The 16,258-nt window shown below is 57.2% G+C and carries 19 protein-coding genes and 1 pseudogene; all 20 read right to left on the reverse strand.

The features are described 5' to 3' along the window. Nucleotides 1–380 precede the first annotated feature (380 nt). Nucleotides 381–3,041, reverse strand: a complete 2,661-nt coding sequence (gene pepN, locus DGA31_RS29030; protein ID WP_109514869.1) for an aminopeptidase N — start codon at nt 3,039–3,041, stop codon at nt 381–383. 11 nt (nt 3,042–3,052) lie between these two features. Continuing rightward, a complete protein-coding gene (locus DGA31_RS29035) occupies nt 3,053–3,889 on the reverse strand; it encodes a DUF2797 domain-containing protein (RefSeq protein ID WP_161959247.1) in 837 nt (278 codons plus the stop codon). Next, entirely contained in the window at nt 3,886–4,146 is a 261-nt protein-coding gene (locus DGA31_RS29040) for a YeaC family protein (protein WP_056840430.1), read from the reverse strand. Before DGA31_RS29040 ends, DGA31_RS29035 begins: the two co-directional genes overlap by 4 nt. Nucleotides 4,147–4,397: 251 nt before the next feature. Next, complete coding sequence (locus DGA31_RS29045; protein ID WP_109514870.1) at nt 4,398–5,321, reverse strand: tetratricopeptide repeat protein; 924 nt, start codon at nt 5,319–5,321, stop codon at nt 4,398–4,400. Next, the gene (locus tag DGA31_RS29050) at nt 5,321–5,806 is read right to left on the reverse strand and encodes a hypothetical protein (protein WP_056840432.1); all 486 of its coding nucleotides are present in this window, start codon (nt 5,804–5,806) and stop codon (nt 5,321–5,323) included. The genes DGA31_RS29045 and DGA31_RS29050 overlap by 1 nt, the downstream gene beginning before the upstream one ends. After that, nucleotides 5,806–7,152 (reverse strand): AAA family ATPase, encoded by a 1,347-nt coding sequence (locus DGA31_RS29055; RefSeq protein WP_056840433.1) that lies wholly within the window; start codon nt 7,150–7,152, stop codon nt 5,806–5,808. Before DGA31_RS29055 ends, DGA31_RS29050 begins: the two co-directional genes overlap by 1 nt. 48 nt (nt 7,153–7,200) lie before the next feature. Continuing rightward, nucleotides 7,201–8,172, reverse strand: coding sequence for a metallophosphoesterase (locus DGA31_RS29060; RefSeq protein WP_056840434.1), 972 nt, complete (start codon nt 8,170–8,172; stop codon nt 7,201–7,203). Continuing rightward, nucleotides 8,172–9,065, reverse strand: a complete 894-nt coding sequence (locus tag DGA31_RS29065) for an NAD(+) kinase (RefSeq protein WP_109514871.1) — start codon at nt 9,063–9,065, stop codon at nt 8,172–8,174. Before DGA31_RS29065 ends, DGA31_RS29060 begins: the two co-directional genes overlap by 1 nt. 174 nt (nt 9,066–9,239) lie before the next feature. Further along, nucleotides 9,240–9,692, reverse strand: coding sequence for an Imm6 family immunity protein (locus DGA31_RS29070; RefSeq protein WP_109514872.1), 453 nt, complete (start codon nt 9,690–9,692; stop codon nt 9,240–9,242). Nucleotides 9,693–9,768: 76 nt separating this feature from the next. Further along, the gene (locus tag DGA31_RS29075; RefSeq protein WP_109514873.1) at nt 9,769–10,251 is read right to left on the reverse strand and encodes a DUF6985 domain-containing protein; all 483 of its coding nucleotides are present in this window, start codon (nt 10,249–10,251) and stop codon (nt 9,769–9,771) included. A 107-nt stretch (nt 10,252–10,358) separates the two neighbouring features. Next, entirely contained in the window at nt 10,359–10,523 is a 165-nt protein-coding gene (locus DGA31_RS30600) for an imm11 family protein (RefSeq protein ID WP_338322872.1), read from the reverse strand. Between the two features lie 393 nt (nt 10,524–10,916). Beyond that, nucleotides 10,917–11,312, reverse strand: coding sequence for a lysozyme inhibitor LprI family protein (locus tag DGA31_RS29085; RefSeq protein WP_109514875.1), 396 nt, complete (start codon nt 11,310–11,312; stop codon nt 10,917–10,919). 117 nt (nt 11,313–11,429) lie between these two features. Next, a complete protein-coding gene (locus DGA31_RS29090) occupies nt 11,430–12,446 on the reverse strand; it encodes a tetratricopeptide repeat protein (RefSeq protein ID WP_109514878.1) in 1,017 nt (338 codons plus the stop codon). 54 nt (nt 12,447–12,500) lie between these two features. Further along, nucleotides 12,501–13,028, reverse strand: a complete 528-nt coding sequence (locus tag DGA31_RS29095) for a hypothetical protein (protein ID WP_241509674.1) — start codon at nt 13,026–13,028, stop codon at nt 12,501–12,503. Nucleotides 13,029–13,109: 81 nt separating this feature from the next. Beyond that, a complete protein-coding gene (locus DGA31_RS29100) occupies nt 13,110–13,640 on the reverse strand; it encodes a contact-dependent growth inhibition system immunity protein (RefSeq protein WP_109514876.1) in 531 nt (176 codons plus the stop codon). A gap of 46 nt (nt 13,641–13,686) precedes the next feature. After that, a pseudogene (locus DGA31_RS31015) lies at nt 13,687–14,015 on the reverse strand (endonuclease toxin domain-containing protein). Nucleotides 14,016–14,500: 485 nt separating this feature from the next. Continuing rightward, a complete protein-coding gene (locus DGA31_RS29730; RefSeq protein ID WP_152035092.1) occupies nt 14,501–14,866 on the reverse strand; it encodes a hypothetical protein in 366 nt (121 codons plus the stop codon). 210 nt (nt 14,867–15,076) lie between these two features. Beyond that, nucleotides 15,077–15,475, reverse strand: coding sequence for a hypothetical protein (locus DGA31_RS29110; protein WP_193551534.1), 399 nt, complete (start codon nt 15,473–15,475; stop codon nt 15,077–15,079). A 68-nt stretch (nt 15,476–15,543) separates the two neighbouring features. Further along, nucleotides 15,544–15,834 carry a hypothetical protein gene (locus DGA31_RS29910; RefSeq protein WP_161959248.1) on the reverse strand — a complete coding sequence of 97 codons (291 nt, stop codon included), beginning with the start codon at nt 15,832–15,834 and terminating at the stop codon, nt 15,544–15,546. Continuing rightward, the gene (locus DGA31_RS29115; RefSeq protein ID WP_206606854.1) at nt 15,809–16,081 is read right to left on the reverse strand and encodes a cysteine peptidase family C39 domain-containing protein; all 273 of its coding nucleotides are present in this window, start codon (nt 16,079–16,081) and stop codon (nt 15,809–15,811) included. Before DGA31_RS29115 ends, DGA31_RS29910 begins: the two co-directional genes overlap by 26 nt. Between the last annotated feature and the right edge of the window lie 177 nt (nt 16,082–16,258).

Consider the following 16,258-nt stretch of genomic DNA (forward strand, 5'->3'; position numbering starts at 1 on the left):
AACCCCTCAATGCCGCTGAGGTAGTCCTTTACGACTGTGATTTTGAACTGCGTAGAGTACTTGCCCATGAAAAAACCCCAGGAAGTCAGATTGGTGTCCAACTTTTGGGGTGCAGATCACTTTGTAGGAGCGCGCTTGCCCGCGACCGGCTGCGTTAGCAGTCGTAAATTTTCAGCGGCCACACAATTTTTGCGAGCGCTACGCACTCGGTCGCGGGCAAGCGCGCTCCTACCCGGTCCCGTGTTTGCTTCGCGACAGCACTGCGCCTTGGCGGCGGGTAATCTCCTGCGGACAGTCGTCCGGCAGGTCTTGCACCCTTCCCCTGTAAAAAAGGCGCTACCCGCTGTTGCGGATAACGCCTTTTTTTACTTCACGCCCGGTTACTCCGCCAGGCTCTTGTTCACCACTTCATACACGTCCGACGACAGCTCACCAGAGCTGCGAATCCGCTCCAGCTCGGCCTTGAGCAGGGCCTGGCGGGCGCTGTCGTATTTGCGCCAGCGGGTCAGCGGCGACAGTTGGCGGGAGGCGATCTGCGGGTTGAAACCGTTCAGCTCGATGACGATATCGGCCAGGAAGCGATAGCCGGAGCCATCGGCGGCGTGGAAGTTGATCAGGTTCTGGCCGGCAAAGGCGCCGATCAGGGCACGCACCTTGTTGGGGTTCTTGATGTTGAACGCCGGGTGCTGCATCAGGGCCTTGACCCGCTCCAGGCCACCCGGCTGGGTGCTGCCGGCCTGGACGCTGAACCACTGGTCCATGACCAGCGGGTTGTCCTTGAAGTTCTCGGCGAACACCGCCAGGGCCTTTTCGCGCTCCTGCTCGAACGGTGAGTTGACCAGCACGGCCAGGGCCGTCAGGCGCTCGGTCATGTTGTCGCTGCTGTCGAACTGGTCGATGGCGGCGGCCAGCACCTCGGGCTGTTCGCTGAGCATCAGGTACGACAAGGCGATGTTCTGCAAGGCGCGACGGGCAAAGTGCTCGGCCTCGGCGACGTAGACGGTCTTGCGCGAGACTTCGCGGTTGGCCTGGTAACGCGCCCACAGGCTGTCGAACAAGCCGCTGGCGATCTGCCGACGGGCAAACTCGCGGGCGGCATGGATGGCCTCGACATCGGCCACCTGGCTGATCTCGGTCAGGTAACCCTCACCCGGCAGCGAGAGCATTTCGGCGACCATGGCCTGGTCAAGCTGCTCGTCGGCCAGCACCGTGCCCAGTGCCGTGACCAGCCGCGGGTCCATGACCAGCGGCTGGCCTTGCTGGTGCTGTTTCATCAGGTCCTGCAGCACCTGCACCGACAGTTGCTGGCCGGCATCCCAGCGGTTGAAACCGTCGCTGTCGTGCTGCATCAGGAACATCAACTGGTCGCGGTCGTACGGGAAGCTCAGCTTGACCGGCGCACTGAAGCCGCGCAGCAGCGACGGCAGCGGTTTGGCGTCGATGTCGACAAAGGTAAAGGTCTGTTCGGCCTCGGTGACCGAGATCACGCGGCGGGTGCCGGAAGCGGCCGCTTCGCCGTCCAGGCGCAGGGCGAGCTCAACACCTTGTGAATCCAGCAGCCCCAGGGCCACCGGGATCACGAACGGCAGCTTTTCCTGCTTGTCCGGGGTGATCGGGCAGCTCTGGCGGAAGGTCAGGCTGTAGGTGCGCGCCGTGCTGTCGTAGTGTTCGCTGACTTCAAGACGCGGCGTTCCGGCCTGGCTGTACCAGCGCTTGAACTGGGTCAGGTCGACACCGTTGGCGTCTTCCATGGCCTTGATGAAGTCGTCGCAGGTCACGGCCTGGCCATCGTGGCGCTCGAAGTACAGGTCGCTGCCCCGGCGAAAGCCTTCGGCGCCCAACAGGGTGTGGATCATGCCGACCACTTCGGAGCCCTTCTCGTACACGGTCAGGGTGTAGAAGTTGGAGATCTCGATGAAGCTGTCCGGGCGCACGGCGTGGGCCATGGGGCCGGCGTCTTCGGCGAACTGGTGGGTGCGCAGGTAAGCCACGTCCTGGATGCGCTTGACCGTGGCCGAGTTCATGTCGGCCGAGAAGCCCGAGTCGCGGTAGACGGTAAAGCCTTCCTTGAGCGACAGCTGGAACCAGTCGCGGCAGGTGACGCGGTTGCCCGACCAGTTATGGAAGTACTCGTGGGCGACGATGGCCTCGACGCGCTGGTGGGCGGCGTCGGTGGCGGTCTCGGCGCGGGCCAGCACGGCGCTGGAATTGAAGATGTTGAGGCCCTTGTTCTCCATCGCGCCCATGTTGAAGTCGTTGACGGCCACGATCATGAAGATGTCCAGGTCGTACTCGCGACCGTAGGCCTCTTCGTCCCAGCGCATGGATTTCTTCAGGCTGTCCATGGCGTGCTGGCACTTGTCGACGTTTTCCGGCTCGACATAGATGCGCAGGGTCACTTCACGGGCGCTGCGGGTGGTAAAGGTGTCTTCGATGCACCACAGATCACCGGCCACCAGCGCAAACAGGTAGGCCGGCTTCTTGAACGGATCTTCCCAGGTCGCCCAGTGGCGACCGTCGTCTTCCTGACCGCTGGCAATCGGGTTGCCGTTGGACAACAGGATCGGGTACTTCTGCTTGTCGCCGCTGACTGTGGTGGTGAAGCTGCTCATCACGTCCGGGCGGTCGAGGTAATAGGTGATCTTGCGAAAACCTTCGGCTTCGCACTGGGTGCAGAACATGCCGCCGGACGTGTACAGCCCCTCAAGGGCGGTGTTGGTTTCCGGGTGGATACGCACCGTGCTGTCGAGGGTGAAGCGCTCGCCCTTGGGCTGCACGGTCAGGTGGCTGTCGTCGAGCTGGTAGTCGGCGGCGGTCAGTTCGGTGTCGTCCAGTTGCAGCGCCAGCAGTTCCAGGTGCTGGCCATCGAGCACCAGCGGCGGCAGGCCCGCGCCACGCACCGGGTTGCGGCGCATGACCAGTTGCGCATGCACCAGGGTGTGGTCGTCGAACAGCTCGAAGGTCAGGTGCGTCTCGTCGATGAGGTACTCGGGCGCCTGGTAGTCCTTGAGATGGATCACTTGCGGTTGTTCGGTGCGCATGCGGAAAATCCCTATGACTGAAGCACGGCCAGTTGATAGGCCGTGTACTTGCGAATATTGATGACGCCGGTGTCGAAGATCAGGTACTGGCCCTTGATGCCCAGCAACGTGCCCTCGGCCACCGGGTTCTTGTCCAGGTTGAAGCTGACGATCTTGGTCGGGTAGGCCTCGACCGGATAGCGAAACTCCAGCGGTTCGGCGTCGTGCAGCAATTGGATGGCGTGCAGGCCAAACTGTTCCTGCAACGCAACAAGCCCCTCACCACACTGCTCGAACAGCTCGCTGCGAATCGCCTTGAGGTCCACCGGCGGGGCGTCGCCCTTGAGCAGCGCGCGCCAGTTGGTGCGGTCCGCTACCTGGCTGCGCAGCAGGTCTTCGACAAAGCCCGACTGCTGGCGGGTGGCCACGCGCAAAATCGGCAGCGCCTGGCTCGCGCCCTGATCGAGCCAGCGGGTCGGCAATTGGGAAGCACGGGTGATGCCGACCTTGATCCCGGACGAGTTGGCCAGGTAGACGATGTGGTCGGTCATGCAGAACTGCTCGCCCCAGGCCGGGTCACGGCAGGTACCTTCGTGGTAATGGCACTTTTCCGGGCTCATGATGCACACGTCGCACTGCGCCAGCCTGGTCATGCACGGGTAGCAATAGCCCTGGCTGTAGCTGGACTTGGTCTTGCGCCCGCAATGGCTGCAATGGATGGCGCCCAGGAACTCCAGGCGCAAGGGCTTGCCGATCAGCGGGTTGACCGCGATTTCACTGTCGCCCAGGCGAAAGGCGTATTGCACGAACGGCGCGTCGCCCTGACGCACCAACATCTTGTTGACGGCACCACGACCCAGTTCGATCAATGGATGGCATCCGACTTGAACAGGATATTGGCGATGGGGGCGGACTTGGACGCGCATTCCTGCGGCCCCATGTAGCCGGTGCGCTGGTCTTCGGGCAGGTTGCGCACTTCCCAGGCGATCAGCGCCTGCATCGACAGCTCGCGCTGCTCCTGGGTCAGCTTGCGACCGTCGGACCATTTGCCGATCTCGACGGCCAGCTTGAGGCTTTCATAGACATCGGGGGTGATGTTTTCAATCATTTCTGCAAAAGAGGACATGTTCAACACTCTCTACGGGATGGCGCCAGTTTAACGCCGATCGAGTGGCGGGGCACCGGGGATTGAAAAACTAGCGGGTGGAGCAGTAGGAGCGCGCTTGCCCGCGACCGGCTGCGTTAGCAGTCGTAAATTTGTGGCGTTTCATAGATCCCGGATGGGGTAGCAATCATAAGTTTGTGGCGTTTCCGAGATTTTGCGAGCGCTACGCACTCGGTCGCGGGCAGAGCGCGCTCCTACAAGGGCTCGACGGTTCAGAAATCCCGGGACAGTTTCACCTGCGCCAGTTCCTTGTCCATCGTGCGGCGGAAGATCTGCGGGGCGGCGAAGGTGTAAATGGCAAAGCCCAGCCACAGCCAGTCGATCATCTGCGCCACCTGCGGGTAGCCCTGGCTGCTGACGGTCAGCACGGTGACCCGGTAGCAGACGAACATGACCAGCAGCAGGACGATGGCGCGGGTGCTGCCGCGCTCGATCAGCCAGCGGTTGAAACGCCACCAGACGCCCATGAACACATTGCTGCGCGCCTTGACCTCGGTCAGCAGGCCCAGCGCCGCCACGCTGTTGGGGTCTTCCTGCAGGGCCCAGGCGGCGTGCTCGCGGGCACCCTGCACATTGCCTTCACGCAGCAGCAGATGCCCCAGCACCACGATGGCGCCAATGTGCGCAGGATCGGCCTGCAACGCCTGGCGGGCGTACAACTGCGCCTTGCCATAGTCGCCGCAGGCGCGGTGATAATCGGCCATGGCGGTCAGGTTGGCCGCGTCATCGGGCTGCAACTCCAGGGCCTTTTCCAGCAACGGCAGGCTCTCGCTCAACCGCCCGGTCAACTGGTACAGGTCGGCCAGGCTGCGGTAACCGCGCGGCTGCATGGGCTCCAGGTCGAGCAACTGCAACAGGTGCTGCTCAGCGCTCTTGAACTGGCGCGAGGCAACGTCGATCTGCCCGGCGGCGTAATGCGCCAGCGCCAGGCCCGGGTCATGGGCCAGCGCCAGGCGCGACTCATGACGGGCGGCGTGCAGGCGGCGCATGTTCAGCAGGCACACCGCCAGCAAGGAATGCGCCTCAGCCGACTCCGGGTCATTGGCCAGCAACTGGCGCAGACTGTCGATGGCCCCGTCGACATGCCCGGTGTTCAGCCGCTGATAGGCGACTTCCAGCAAATAATCGTTGTTCATCAGCTCATCACCAGAAACCAGAGGTCCGAAGGCACCAGCTTGAGCACCGCACCGCGCAGCAGGAACGCCCCGCCCAGCGCCACCAGCGGCGCAAAGCGATTGAGCTGGCCGCCGTAGTACTGATACAGCTCGATGGTGGCGCTTTGCTGGGTGAACAGCACATAGCCGATCGACAGCTTCCACACCACCATGATCAGAATGGCGTATTGCAGCTGGATCTGGCTGTTCAGGTAACCGGTGTTGAGCAGCCACAGCAGCGCCACGGCGATGATCACGCTGCCGACCAGGCCGACGCCCGCCCAGATCCACTCCTTGACCCGGTTGGGGCAGCCCACGGCAATGGAGTTGAGTACAAACCACGGCAGGCCCAGCCACAGCCCGCCCATCATCAGGCCCAGCAATGGCCAGAACGGTGACACGGCAAACCTGGCCAGCGCCCCGGGGCGCGGTTCGTCTTCGATGCGGTACACGCTGTCAGTGGCCATCAACGCCCCTTGCCATGTTTGTCGAGAAAGGCCAGCACTTCATCGTATTGGTTGCCTTCGTTGGCATAGCGCGCGTAATTGCGCGCCGTGGTCAGCCATTCCAGGGTGGTGGCCCGCACTTCCTTGAGCGCCTGCTTGAAGTGCCGGTCGCTGATCGGCTGTTCGCTGCCCTGCCCGATCGACTCTTCGATGGCTTCGTCGGCGGCGGTTTCCACCAGTTCGCCCAGGTCGGCGCCAGAGAACCCCGAGGTGTTCTTGGCCAAAAAGGCAAAGTCGATGTCGGCGGCCAGCGGCCGGCCCTTGACCATCAGTTGCAGCATGGTCTCGCGCGCCACACGGTCCGGTGGCGGCACGAACAAGGTGCGATCGAAGCGCCCCGGCCGGCGGAAGGCCGAGTCAACCGACCACGGCACGTTGGTTGCCGCCAGGATCAGCACGCCCTTGTTGTCGTTGGTAAAGCCGTCCATTTCCGAGAGGAACTGGCTGACCAGCTTGGACGAGGTCGAGTCGCGGGTATTGGAGCGTTTGCCGCCCAGCGCCTCGACTTCATCGAAGAACATCACCGCGGGCGCCTGGGCCCGGGCCTGTTCGAACAAGGCATGCAGCTTGCGCTCAGACTCGCCGATGTACATGTCCAGCACGTCGGAGATCGCCACGTTGAAGAAAGTGGCCTTGCACTCGCCGGCCGTGGCCCGCGCCAGCATGGTCTTGCCGCAGCCGGGCGGCCCGTACAGCAGCACACCGCCGCCGACACGCTTGCGAAAGCGCTCGAACAGGCCGGGCTTCTGGTACGGCAGGATGATCTTCTTGTGGATGGTCTTTTTCAGCTCGTCCAGGCCGCCGATGTCGGCAAAGGTGACGCGCTCGTTTTCCGGCACCAGCAGGCGGCGCACTTCGGTCTGGTCGGTGTCATCGTTGGAGATCACCCGCAAGCGCGGGCGGCCTTCTCCGCTGTTGATGTCGGTGACCGAGACGTTAAGCCGTCGCCACAGCGCCATGTCTTCCAGCGCCGGGTTGGCATTGATGGCCGCCCGGTACTCCACCAGCGCTTCGCGCTGCCGCCCCAGTTCGGCCAGGGCGCGGGCGCGCAGCAGTTGCATCGGCGGCGCGTCGCCGGTGGCCAGGTCCAGGGCCTTCTGCGCGTTGCCGGCCGTCAGGTACAGCTGCGCCGCCACCGGTTTCAGGGGTTCGTGGCCGGGCTGATCGAGGTCGTCGGGCAGCAGCTTCAACCCGCGGGCCGTGTCGCCACGCTCCAGGCACGCCTTGAGCAGCAGGCCGATCAGCGCGACGTTGCCGGGGGATGCCAGCAGCGCGGCTTCCAGTTGATCCAGCGTCGAGTCATCCATGGTCAATCCTTGTGACAGCCAATGGCTGAGTGAATGGGCAAACAGCGTTTACCGGCTGGCCTCGGGGCGTTGGACATCGACCCAGACGAATTTGTCCGGGTCGATCTGCGTTTCCTGGTCCAGCCGGTAGGCCACCAGCTTGCCGTACAGCACGGCGCTGTAATCCAGGCAGGCCAGGTTGGGCCGGATCGGCGCCGGAATGCCGCTGCGCCAGTAATGGCCGACGAACAACAGCGGCTCGTCGATGCCGTAGCGCAGCAAGGCGTTCTTGTCCGAGGTCGACAGCGGCGTCTTGGCCACTCCTTCAGGCAGCGCGTCAGGCTGGAACACGATGTCGCCATAGGTCTGCGGGTCGTCTTCCCAGAACTTGGTGCGGAAGAACTCGCGGGTCAGGCCGTCGCCGCCGGTCAGGGTCAGGCCGTGCGGCAGGCGCATGTCGGTGCCGCGCAGCAGGCGGTTAAAGACATTGCTGGCAAAACTGCCGGGAATCGCCGAGGCCTGGATGAAATGCCGGTCGATGCGCCCGCAGCCATGCAGGCCGCGCAGCGGCTCGATCAGGTTCGGGTCCCAGCAGGCATGCACGGCACGGAAGCGCCCGGCATCGATGAACAGCGGCAACTCGTAGAACCAGTCGATGAACTCGCGCCACTCGTGCGGGTACTGCTCGAACTGCGCCAGTGTCTCGCCGATCAGCTTTTCATGCCGGGGTGTGTGCTCGCGTACGTAGTGCTGGCCGCTCTGTGGCAAGGCTGGCGTCACCCAGCCCAGCGCGTTGAATTCATGGTTGCCCATGATGCACAGCGCCTGGCCGGCCTGGACCATGTCGCGCACGATGTGCAGCGACTCGCGGATGCGGGGGCCGCGGTCGATGATATCGCCCAGAAACAGCGCCATGCGCCGGGGATGACGCCACACGCCCGCCTCACAGCGATAACCGAGTTGCTCCAGCAGTCGCTCCAGGGTCTGGGCACACCCGTGCACGTCCCCGATCAGATCGTAGCTACGCGCGGGATCGAGCATCAGTCGTCTCCTCTCCCACCGAGGCGACTGCCCCAACCGAGTTTGGTACGGCACACTTCGTAATAGTTGTGATCCAGCGGATGGATCAGGCGCAGCTTCTGCGACTTCTTGCTGACCGTGACGGTGTCGCCCGGCGCACAGGTGAAATGGTTCTGGCCGTCGCAGGACACTTGCGGGTAGATGGTCATGTCCTTGGCCACCACGATCTTCAATTCACTGTTGCCGTCCACCACGATAGGCCGGCCCGACAGCGTGTGCGGGTACATCGGCACGATCACGATGGCGTCGAGCTTGGGGTGCATGATCGGCCCACCAGCCGACAGCGCGTAGGCGGTCGAGCCGGTGGGGGTGGCGACGATCAGGCCGTCGGCCTTCTGGCTGCAGACGAACTGGCCGTCGATCCAGATCTCGAACTCGATCATGCGCGTCGACTTGCCCGGGTGCAGCACCACATCGTTGAGCGCATCGCCCTGGCCGATGGCTTCGCCGTGCCGGCGCACCTCGGCCTGCAGCAAGAAGCGGTTCTCGACCAGGTAGTGGCCGTCCAGCACCTCGGCGACCTTTATCTCCAGCTCGTCGGGGCGGATGTCGGTCAGAAAACCCAGGTGCCCACGGTTGATGCCCAGCACCGGCACATTGTGCCTGGCCAGCGCCCGCGCCGCGCCCAACAGGCTGCCGTCGCCGCCGACCACGATCACGAGATCACAGACCTCGCCAAGCATCTTGCGCGACGAAGTCTGCAGGCCGTGGCCGGGCAAGACTTCGGCAATGGTGTCTTCGAGGATCACATGCAGATGCCGGTCCAGGAGGAATCTCTTGAGTCGGCGCACCGTCTCCAGCACCTGGGCACTGCCCAGGCGACCGATGATGCCGATATTACGAAAATGCTCCATGAGGCTCCTGCTAGGTCTGCAAAACAGTGTCAAGGCAAGGATTATGGCGAAACGCCCGGTACGCGGCAAACGCGGCCTTGATTATCGACCCGCGCGGTGACAGTTGCAGGAGCGCGCTTGCCGGTATGCCGGACCACCGCGACCGGCTGCGCAGCAGGCGTAAAATCTCAGCGCTCAATCACCCTCTCCCAACACACTCAACAACCCCACCTTATCGATGAACTCGACAATGTCCGGCACAGCGCCCTCACCGGCCTCACTCACAGCAGCAGACATCATGGCGTCCTGCCCTGAAACCTTGTACGCCTGATGCGCGAAGAACCCGGTGACCAACAGCACGAGAATCAGGCTGTCTTGCTCGATGCTGCCGGCGGCAAAGTTGCGCTCTGCCAACGGGCCATTTTGCAACTCATCGCAATCAAGGTAATGGGCCAGCGCGGCGCCTGTCACCGTTCGGTCAGACAACCATTGCCAGCAAAGGTTGATGGCCTGCTTGCAGGTTTCATGGGTGGCGACGGATGACTTGAGGTTGTCCAGCGCGTGATCGAGCACGAGCAGAAAGACAGTGGCCTTTTTGATCCAGGGCATGGCGTGGAGGTGGCTTGAAATGATTGCTTTGCGGGTCACAAGCGTTTCCTTGTGGGCGTTAGCCCATTGATTCCGATCGAGCCTGATCACCTTGCCAACGATCTGTGGGGGGCCATCAACCGAGCAAAAAGTCTTGTGTATCCACAGCCTCTACAAAGCCGTTGGTGACCAGAACACCCAGGCCAAGCTCAGGATCAAACGTCGCATCACCAATAAACCCCACCTGGCGTACACCCTCATCAAAGGCATACATGACTTTAATGCACCTCAAGCACACCAGGTCACGCATGCCCTCTACCTCACGCACGCTGGGCGCCCTGGCATCAACCTCATGAGCATCAAAACAGGCTCGGTAGGCGCAGAGATGGTCCAGGTAATGCTTGAGAATAGCCTCTTCTACCTGTGCACAAATCGACGCTTTGTTTGCAACAAACTCGCGATACGCAAGCCGCTGCGTTTGCGAGATGGGCGCGTCATCAAAGGTCTGGATAACCAGTTCTACGTCAAGACGACGCCCAAGAAAGACCACCTCACATACACCCTGCCAAATACCGTCGAAATGCAGCTCACCAAAATCCTGATCCTGAATAACACTCATCGCCTGCCCCTGACCAAGCCTTCAGAGCCGCAATACCTTCAAGGCACCCAGCGCCTGACAACCAACATCATTTGAATGCTGATCGGACAGCGTGCCATGGAGATAATTCAGGTGACGGTGACACGGCCATCATCAAACGAAGCAAAAACAGCCCCTGTTACACCCGCTGCTTCAAAACGCTTTTTTACTGCTTCGCTGACAATGATTGCCCCAAGGTCGTGTGCAAGCCTGAAAATATGACGAGAACCGGCTTTTCGACTATCGATTTTCAGGTTGAAGAATGCACGCTACTCGCCGCCCCTTTCTGGCCTGACGGGATCATCGACTTCGTATTGACGGTATTCAGACGGTGCTTCATCGACGCAATCAATTGGCGTTTCAATGATCATCAAAAAGTAATCGCCACACGTGCTTGCACCTTCTACCTGCACCGTTTCAAAAACAACATGGCAGTAAGGTTCATCGACCTCGGGCAACCCCGCCAGCGAGCGGACGGCCTTCGCGCTGAGAACGGGGGCGCTGGCGTAACCGTGAGCCCTGTGATTTTGCAGGACACGTCACTCCACAAGTAAGCGTTCCCTAAACCTCACCGAACTCACTCTGGAGGGTGCGTTCAGCCAGGGTGTGCGGGTGAAGGCAGGGATACGTTCAATCCAGAACGCATCTTAACTATCGGGCAATACGTTATCCAAATAAGCCGCACGCTCCAGGCTCATCCCCGCCACACAGTTATTAATCGTTGTCAGGTAAGCAGCCTGCCCAACCTCTATTTCAAAGGCTTCAAGTGCGCAATGGGTATCACGCCACCTTAGCCATGCGCGCTGAGAATCTTTTAGCTTCGCTTTGAATTCATCACCCCGTCCAGTATCTGACCGATACTGAAGTTGAGCCCTGGCTATTAATTTTTTATAACTGTCGTTTAGGCGGGCATCGGCATTATTCTTTTCTGCCTTTGCACACGCGTCAACTTCTTGGCTCGTAGCGCTAGTGATGCACTCAGCATGCGCTGGCAGACAATAAAGCGAAGCTAAAACCAAAATAACGCTAACATTTATTTTCACATCAGACGCCTAACGATTTTTTGAGACAGGCAGCACGGTTCTGCCATTTTGCAAACACCGCCGCCGGTGTACTCGGCCGCTGAATCAAGGGGTTCTGTCATGACTGCATCCCGCCAATTAATAGCAATGGTCAGTGGTTGAAACGCTCGCAGCTTCCTTGCTCAGGCGTTTTAGATTGTCGGCGGCCGTTTGATTACCTAGGCGGGCAGCCAGACGGTAACACGCTATTGCTCTGTCTAAGTCCATTGTTTTTAGCTCACCTGTTTCCAGGGCGTAGCCCAAATAATTAGTCGCATCGGAAGATCCCATGGACACTGCACGAACAAGCTCATTTTCAGCCTGCTCGGGGTGCTGACACGGGCCATCGGCTGCAACGTTATTGCCATAACAGTAGAAACCCGACAACCCGGCCGCGCCCTCTGCGAGCGTAGTGGAGGCCGCCTTGAAAAGCGCCTCGACCTTTTCCGTTTCCAGCTGTGGTGCCATCCCGGAAAGGCTCAGACTCGCAGCGTTCAAACTTGCCTGAGGATCTCCCGACGCCGCTGCACACACGTAGTTTTCCAATGCGGCCTCAAAGAATTCAGCGCTCAATGGATACTGCCCTGCACCGCCCAAGCCAGCGTATGCGCTACCGCGCTGGAAGCAAAAATGCTCACGACGGTTCAATGTTGGCTGGACGGCTGCTGAGAGATCTTTCTCGCGTATCGACCAATCTTCCATTCCTGCGAGCACCCAGCATGTTTGACGAGAAAAATTGAAGACTTTGATCTGGCTATTACCAGCGCGTTTATCAATAACCCTGGCATGATGATCGTCTACCGCTTCAATCTGTACACCGTCAGTCTTGCCCGAGGTGATGGGATCCATCAGTGGGTAGGCCAACGATGCATTCGCTACATCAGTCGTTTGAGGTTCGAACCTATCGGTCCGTCCTGCTGGCTTCAAAACCAAAGCCTGCACCCTCACCGCCGTAAAGCGTTGCTGCACTTCAGGTGTGGCAGAAAACACCGTAAGAAATTTCGGAAAATCCTCAGACGGACAGGTTTCTGCATACGCACGGTCAAGAAATCCTCCCCAGCTACAGGCTGCAACTATTATCGCGAATACGTTAATTTTTCTGGAAACACGATTCATGTCAATCACTCGGAAAACACGGCAACAGGGACGTATCTACCTCTTTTGAACCCGCTAATCAAGCAAAAATGATGAGAAGTAAAACGACAATTTTTTAGCCTCAAGACCAATCAATTGATAACGCATCCTATCGAAGCCAGAATCCAGTTTGTTAACGTTCATGTGCATCAGCTGAGTTAATCCGCCGCCAACATCACGGGCCGTAAACCGGCTAACATCAATGAACTTGATGCTCACCACACCAGCCCCTAACTTTTCAGAGGCCGAAATCGATAAAGATAAATCATAAGCCATTCCGTCAATATTCAACTGAATACTGATTGCATGCAAGCAGTTGTTAGCAACAAGCCATTCATTCAACTCTGGAAGACCCGTCACTATTGATTCTCGTCTCTTTCCCATTGGAGCCATAGCCTGGACCCTACTTATAAGTAGGCGTGTGGGGGTCGGAATGATATTCCGCAGGCTTTTCTTGGCTTCCATAGCCGTGATTAGTGTAATTCGTTCTTTTAACCTGACGACCAACACCGAAACTGGGCTATTGGTGATTGGCGAGAAACCATCAACTCGCTCACCATTCATCCACAATTCAGGGCTTGCAGTAAGTAGATTAAACAACGCCGGCACGAGGCCGGTGTCAGATCAACTCGAAACCTCTACACATTAGGTGCACCGACTAAAAGCCAAACGCAAGGCCGCACCTACATCGGAAGGACTACTACCGCTGGGGATAATGACATAGTCACTCTCACTCAGTCCCTTACCACTCCAGGCTTCTAGCTTTTCGTGATGGCCAGGACGAATAGTTATCTGGCCTCCCTTACTTTCGATACTGCATTTTTTCATATCTTTAAATAACGCACGCTTATTCTTGTAGCTGTAGCGCTCCAACGTACCGCTAACCCATTGATCATATCGTTGGTTGGTCAAGTCGTAGTCGTATACATCCATATCAAACGTAGCTTCAGGATGAATCCAAACATCCTGACGCAGCTCGGGAAGCACAAATCGGCTATGGGCCAACGCATCCAATACTACAACACCTAACGCTTGATCACTGATTTCAGGGCTGGCGTGATGCTCGACACCCTGTGGATCAGCTCCACTACTCCGATAGCCAGAATAAGTTTTAACGTAAATAAACTCCTTATTGGCCCCTGCATCCGCCCAGGCTGTTTTCACGACATCGTTCATTTGAATTCACCTTGGTAATTTTTACCGTAACGCCTTTGCTCTGACCCTATTCAACGGCTCTATTGATTTGTTCCCACTGAGCGCTAGTCGTGGCTTCAGGAATAGCCACTTGTAATTCGCGAGCGGTAATTTTACTTGAAGCAACTGTCACACCCTTCAATCCAGATTCAGAAAATTAGCAGCGGCATCAATATTAACTTTGAGCGATGAATACACTTGGCTCTGATTAGCAAGTTTGGCAGCAGTCGTTGTATCAAGTGTTTTGGCGCTGATCGATATACCAGTGGCCTCGTCAAAAAAGTCAAACGTCTTGAAGTTAGGCGGTGGTCGAGAACCGGCTGGCAGTTGCGTCCCAAGATAACCCTCCCGAGGCATGCCTTGTCTTTTAATTCCCTTACCCCACACAATACCTGTTGTAGCCCGCTCTATTGTTCGTGCTGAATTCGCAGCCTTTGCCGCCGCTGCCCTCTCTGCAGCTGCAAGCCCCGCCGTACCGCCAATGAGTCAACATCAGTGAACGCCTGACCACCCATCTTACCTTGCGCTGTTACTTTCGGAGCAGTAGCTTTTTCACCAACTTATTCGTGAGAAGCTAAAGTCTTAGTCGCCTGATGCAAAGTAGCCATGAGGTCCTCAATATTAAAACTCCATTTACCGCCCTCAACGGGGGGATAAATTTCTATTTCAATTGGTCTTCCTGGCTCATGTGATACCTCAGCCAACTGACTCGACCCCGCCCAAATCTCGAACATGCAATTCTCTCGATCTGGGGGGCTTGTGATCACAGTAGATAAAAGATTCATGGCTTCGATGGCTCCTTTGACACCGGCTATTCAAAACGACACTGAAGTGGTCATTTATCAAGCCCAATTTAATTCAGGCTCAACAGTACAATCAAGCCCAGCAGAAACAAGAGTATTTTTAACCTTTAAAACCTCCAAAGCCTGCCCAATAAACACGAGAGAAATTCCTTTCTGGAGAGTCTTTCTGCACGTTAAAAAATTATGACCCGCCACTTCAGATACGGCTCTTATATGGGCTTCATTTTTATAGTCACCACTACAACTAACTTCATACTTCGCTTCATCAACCTTAATACCCGAAATATGTGTAGTCACTACAGACCAGCCACAATCAGCACACCTTAACCCTTGAGCGCTACCTTCTTTTAAGTTCTCTAATCTCCCCCCGCATCGCTCACACACCATAAAGTAGTTCTTTTTCATTCTGCCTTACCAAGATAGAATATTTTAAACACCCCCTGACTCGACAAATCAGGGACATTAAACAATGGTGAACTCTGACTCAACGAGGAACGTGGAGCAACTATCATCTTACCATCACCATAAGCCCACACCAATTTAGTTGGGGCTTTCACCGGCACTCCCATTTTATTTGCCAAGTTTTGAGCAAATCCAGTATCACACGCCCAAGTATCACACGATAGCAAGCGGATTGGCTGCCCATTTGACTTCAATTTTATGGACCTTTCCATATCCGTATTTTTGGGATATTTTTCCTGTCCAAGTATTCAAAACAGCGTTTTCTTTTGACATTCCATCGACAATATTCTTTAAATATTTGACAGTGTTAACGCTGTCAGTACCCGTCTCCCAAGCCCCGCGGACTTGGTTAACCTGGATTCCTTCGTTGCCGAGGCGTTGCATTGCGCTGGCGAACATATCAGTGCCTGATGCATCGTAAAAGGGGTGATTTTGTGCCGCACGAATCTCAAACCCCAGCACTCCCGCTTTATCCACATTCACAACCAATCCTGCTACACCCTCAGGATCACCATACTTGAGTTGGACCCCTCCATCTTTAGATACGCTCATCATGAATTCATTTGTAACATCAATTTTTGGGATGGGTGGTTCAATTCTCCCAAGTTCTTTTTCACCAACTACGGTGAAATCAAAACCACTGGAAAATTTAAAATTGCTCCTTCTACATAATCCCAAGATAGGGCATGCAATTTCTTTGATACGCGCGGATCTATTGGCATTAGTAACATCAAGAAAGCCTCCAGCTCTTCACTATACTCAATTCCTTTTATGCCTAAATTATCGTGCAGCCTTCCAGAATACTCACTTTCAATGCCGTCATTCGAAAAGACATAAATTATCTCAGAGGTAATATCTGAGTAAACAATTGACTGAACAAAAACCTTACTGCTTATAGACGGAATGACCATTCCACACATCCTTAAACTCTTCAACGCCCATTTTGTACTGCGTACCATTAAAAGGATCTTTAATCAACACCCTGCCAACGGCATCTACTCCATCAACAACGACCCAGTGCCCTACTTTATTTCCAGAATCCCACATCATTGCACTCCAAGAGCCAGTTTTATTGAGTGCATTGAAGCTAGATACATCGACTGCATTCCCAACCCAACCAGAATCAACTGTATTCAATTTTCTCGCCAAGGAATTCATGGAAGTAAGCTCGGTTCCAAGATCAACCTGAGAAGTAAGAACACCTCGATCCTTCAACGTATCCGATCCATGATCCCCACCTACCGCAAAGCAGGGATCAGGTTTACCGTGGCATCTCTGGCGAGCAGTTCCACGGCAGCAGCGCTTCGTAGTCTGCTACCGAAGAGGCATGCGGCA

This window comes from Pseudomonas ovata (assembly GCF_003131185.1).
GTDB lineage: Bacteria > Pseudomonadota > Gammaproteobacteria > Pseudomonadales > Pseudomonadaceae > Aquipseudomonas > Aquipseudomonas ovata.

Excerpts from the sequence above, each read along its gene's own strand:
- DGA31_RS29055 (WP_056840433.1), bottom strand. The coding sequence starts at position 7,152 with ATGGATGACTCGACGCTGGATCAACTGGAAGCCGCGCTGCTGGCATCC.
- DGA31_RS29040 (WP_056840430.1), bottom strand. The coding sequence starts at position 4,146 with ATGTCCTCTTTTGCAGAAATGATTGAAAACATCACCCCCGATGTCTAT.
- DGA31_RS29075 (WP_109514873.1), bottom strand. The coding sequence starts at position 10,251 with ATGAGTGTTATTCAGGATCAGGATTTTGGTGAGCTGCATTTCGACGGT.
- DGA31_RS29060 (WP_056840434.1), bottom strand. The coding sequence starts at position 8,172 with ATGCTCGATCCCGCGCGTAGCTACGATCTGATCGGGGACGTGCACGGG.
- DGA31_RS29050 (WP_056840432.1), bottom strand. The coding sequence starts at position 5,806 with ATGGCCACTGACAGCGTGTACCGCATCGAAGACGAACCGCGCCCCGGG.
- DGA31_RS29110 (WP_193551534.1), bottom strand. The coding sequence starts at position 15,475 with ATGAGCGTATCTAAAGATGGAGGGGTCCAACTCAAGTATGGTGATCCT.
- DGA31_RS29730 (WP_152035092.1), bottom strand. The coding sequence starts at position 14,866 with ATGAAAAAGAACTACTTTATGGTGTGTGAGCGATGCGGGGGGAGATTA.
- DGA31_RS29910 (WP_161959248.1), bottom strand. The coding sequence starts at position 15,834 with ATGGTCATTCCGTCTATAAGCAGTAAGGTTTTTGTTCAGTCAATTGTT.
- DGA31_RS29090 (WP_109514878.1), bottom strand. The coding sequence starts at position 12,446 with ATGAATCGTGTTTCCAGAAAAATTAACGTATTCGCGATAATAGTTGCA.
- DGA31_RS29065 (WP_109514871.1), bottom strand. The coding sequence starts at position 9,065 with ATGGAGCATTTTCGTAATATCGGCATCATCGGTCGCCTGGGCAGTGCC.
- pepN (WP_109514869.1), bottom strand. The coding sequence starts at position 3,041 with ATGCGCACCGAACAACCGCAAGTGATCCATCTCAAGGACTACCAGGCG.
- DGA31_RS29095 (WP_241509674.1), bottom strand. The coding sequence starts at position 13,028 with ATGAATGGTGAGCGAGTTGATGGTTTCTCGCCAATCACCAATAGCCCA.
- DGA31_RS29100 (WP_109514876.1), bottom strand. The coding sequence starts at position 13,640 with ATGAACGATGTCGTGAAAACAGCCTGGGCGGATGCAGGGGCCAATAAG.
- DGA31_RS29045 (WP_109514870.1), bottom strand. The coding sequence starts at position 5,321 with ATGAACAACGATTATTTGCTGGAAGTCGCCTATCAGCGGCTGAACACC.
- DGA31_RS29115 (WP_206606854.1), bottom strand. The coding sequence starts at position 16,081 with ATGAATTCCTTGGCGAGAAAATTGAATACAGTTGATTCTGGTTGGGTT.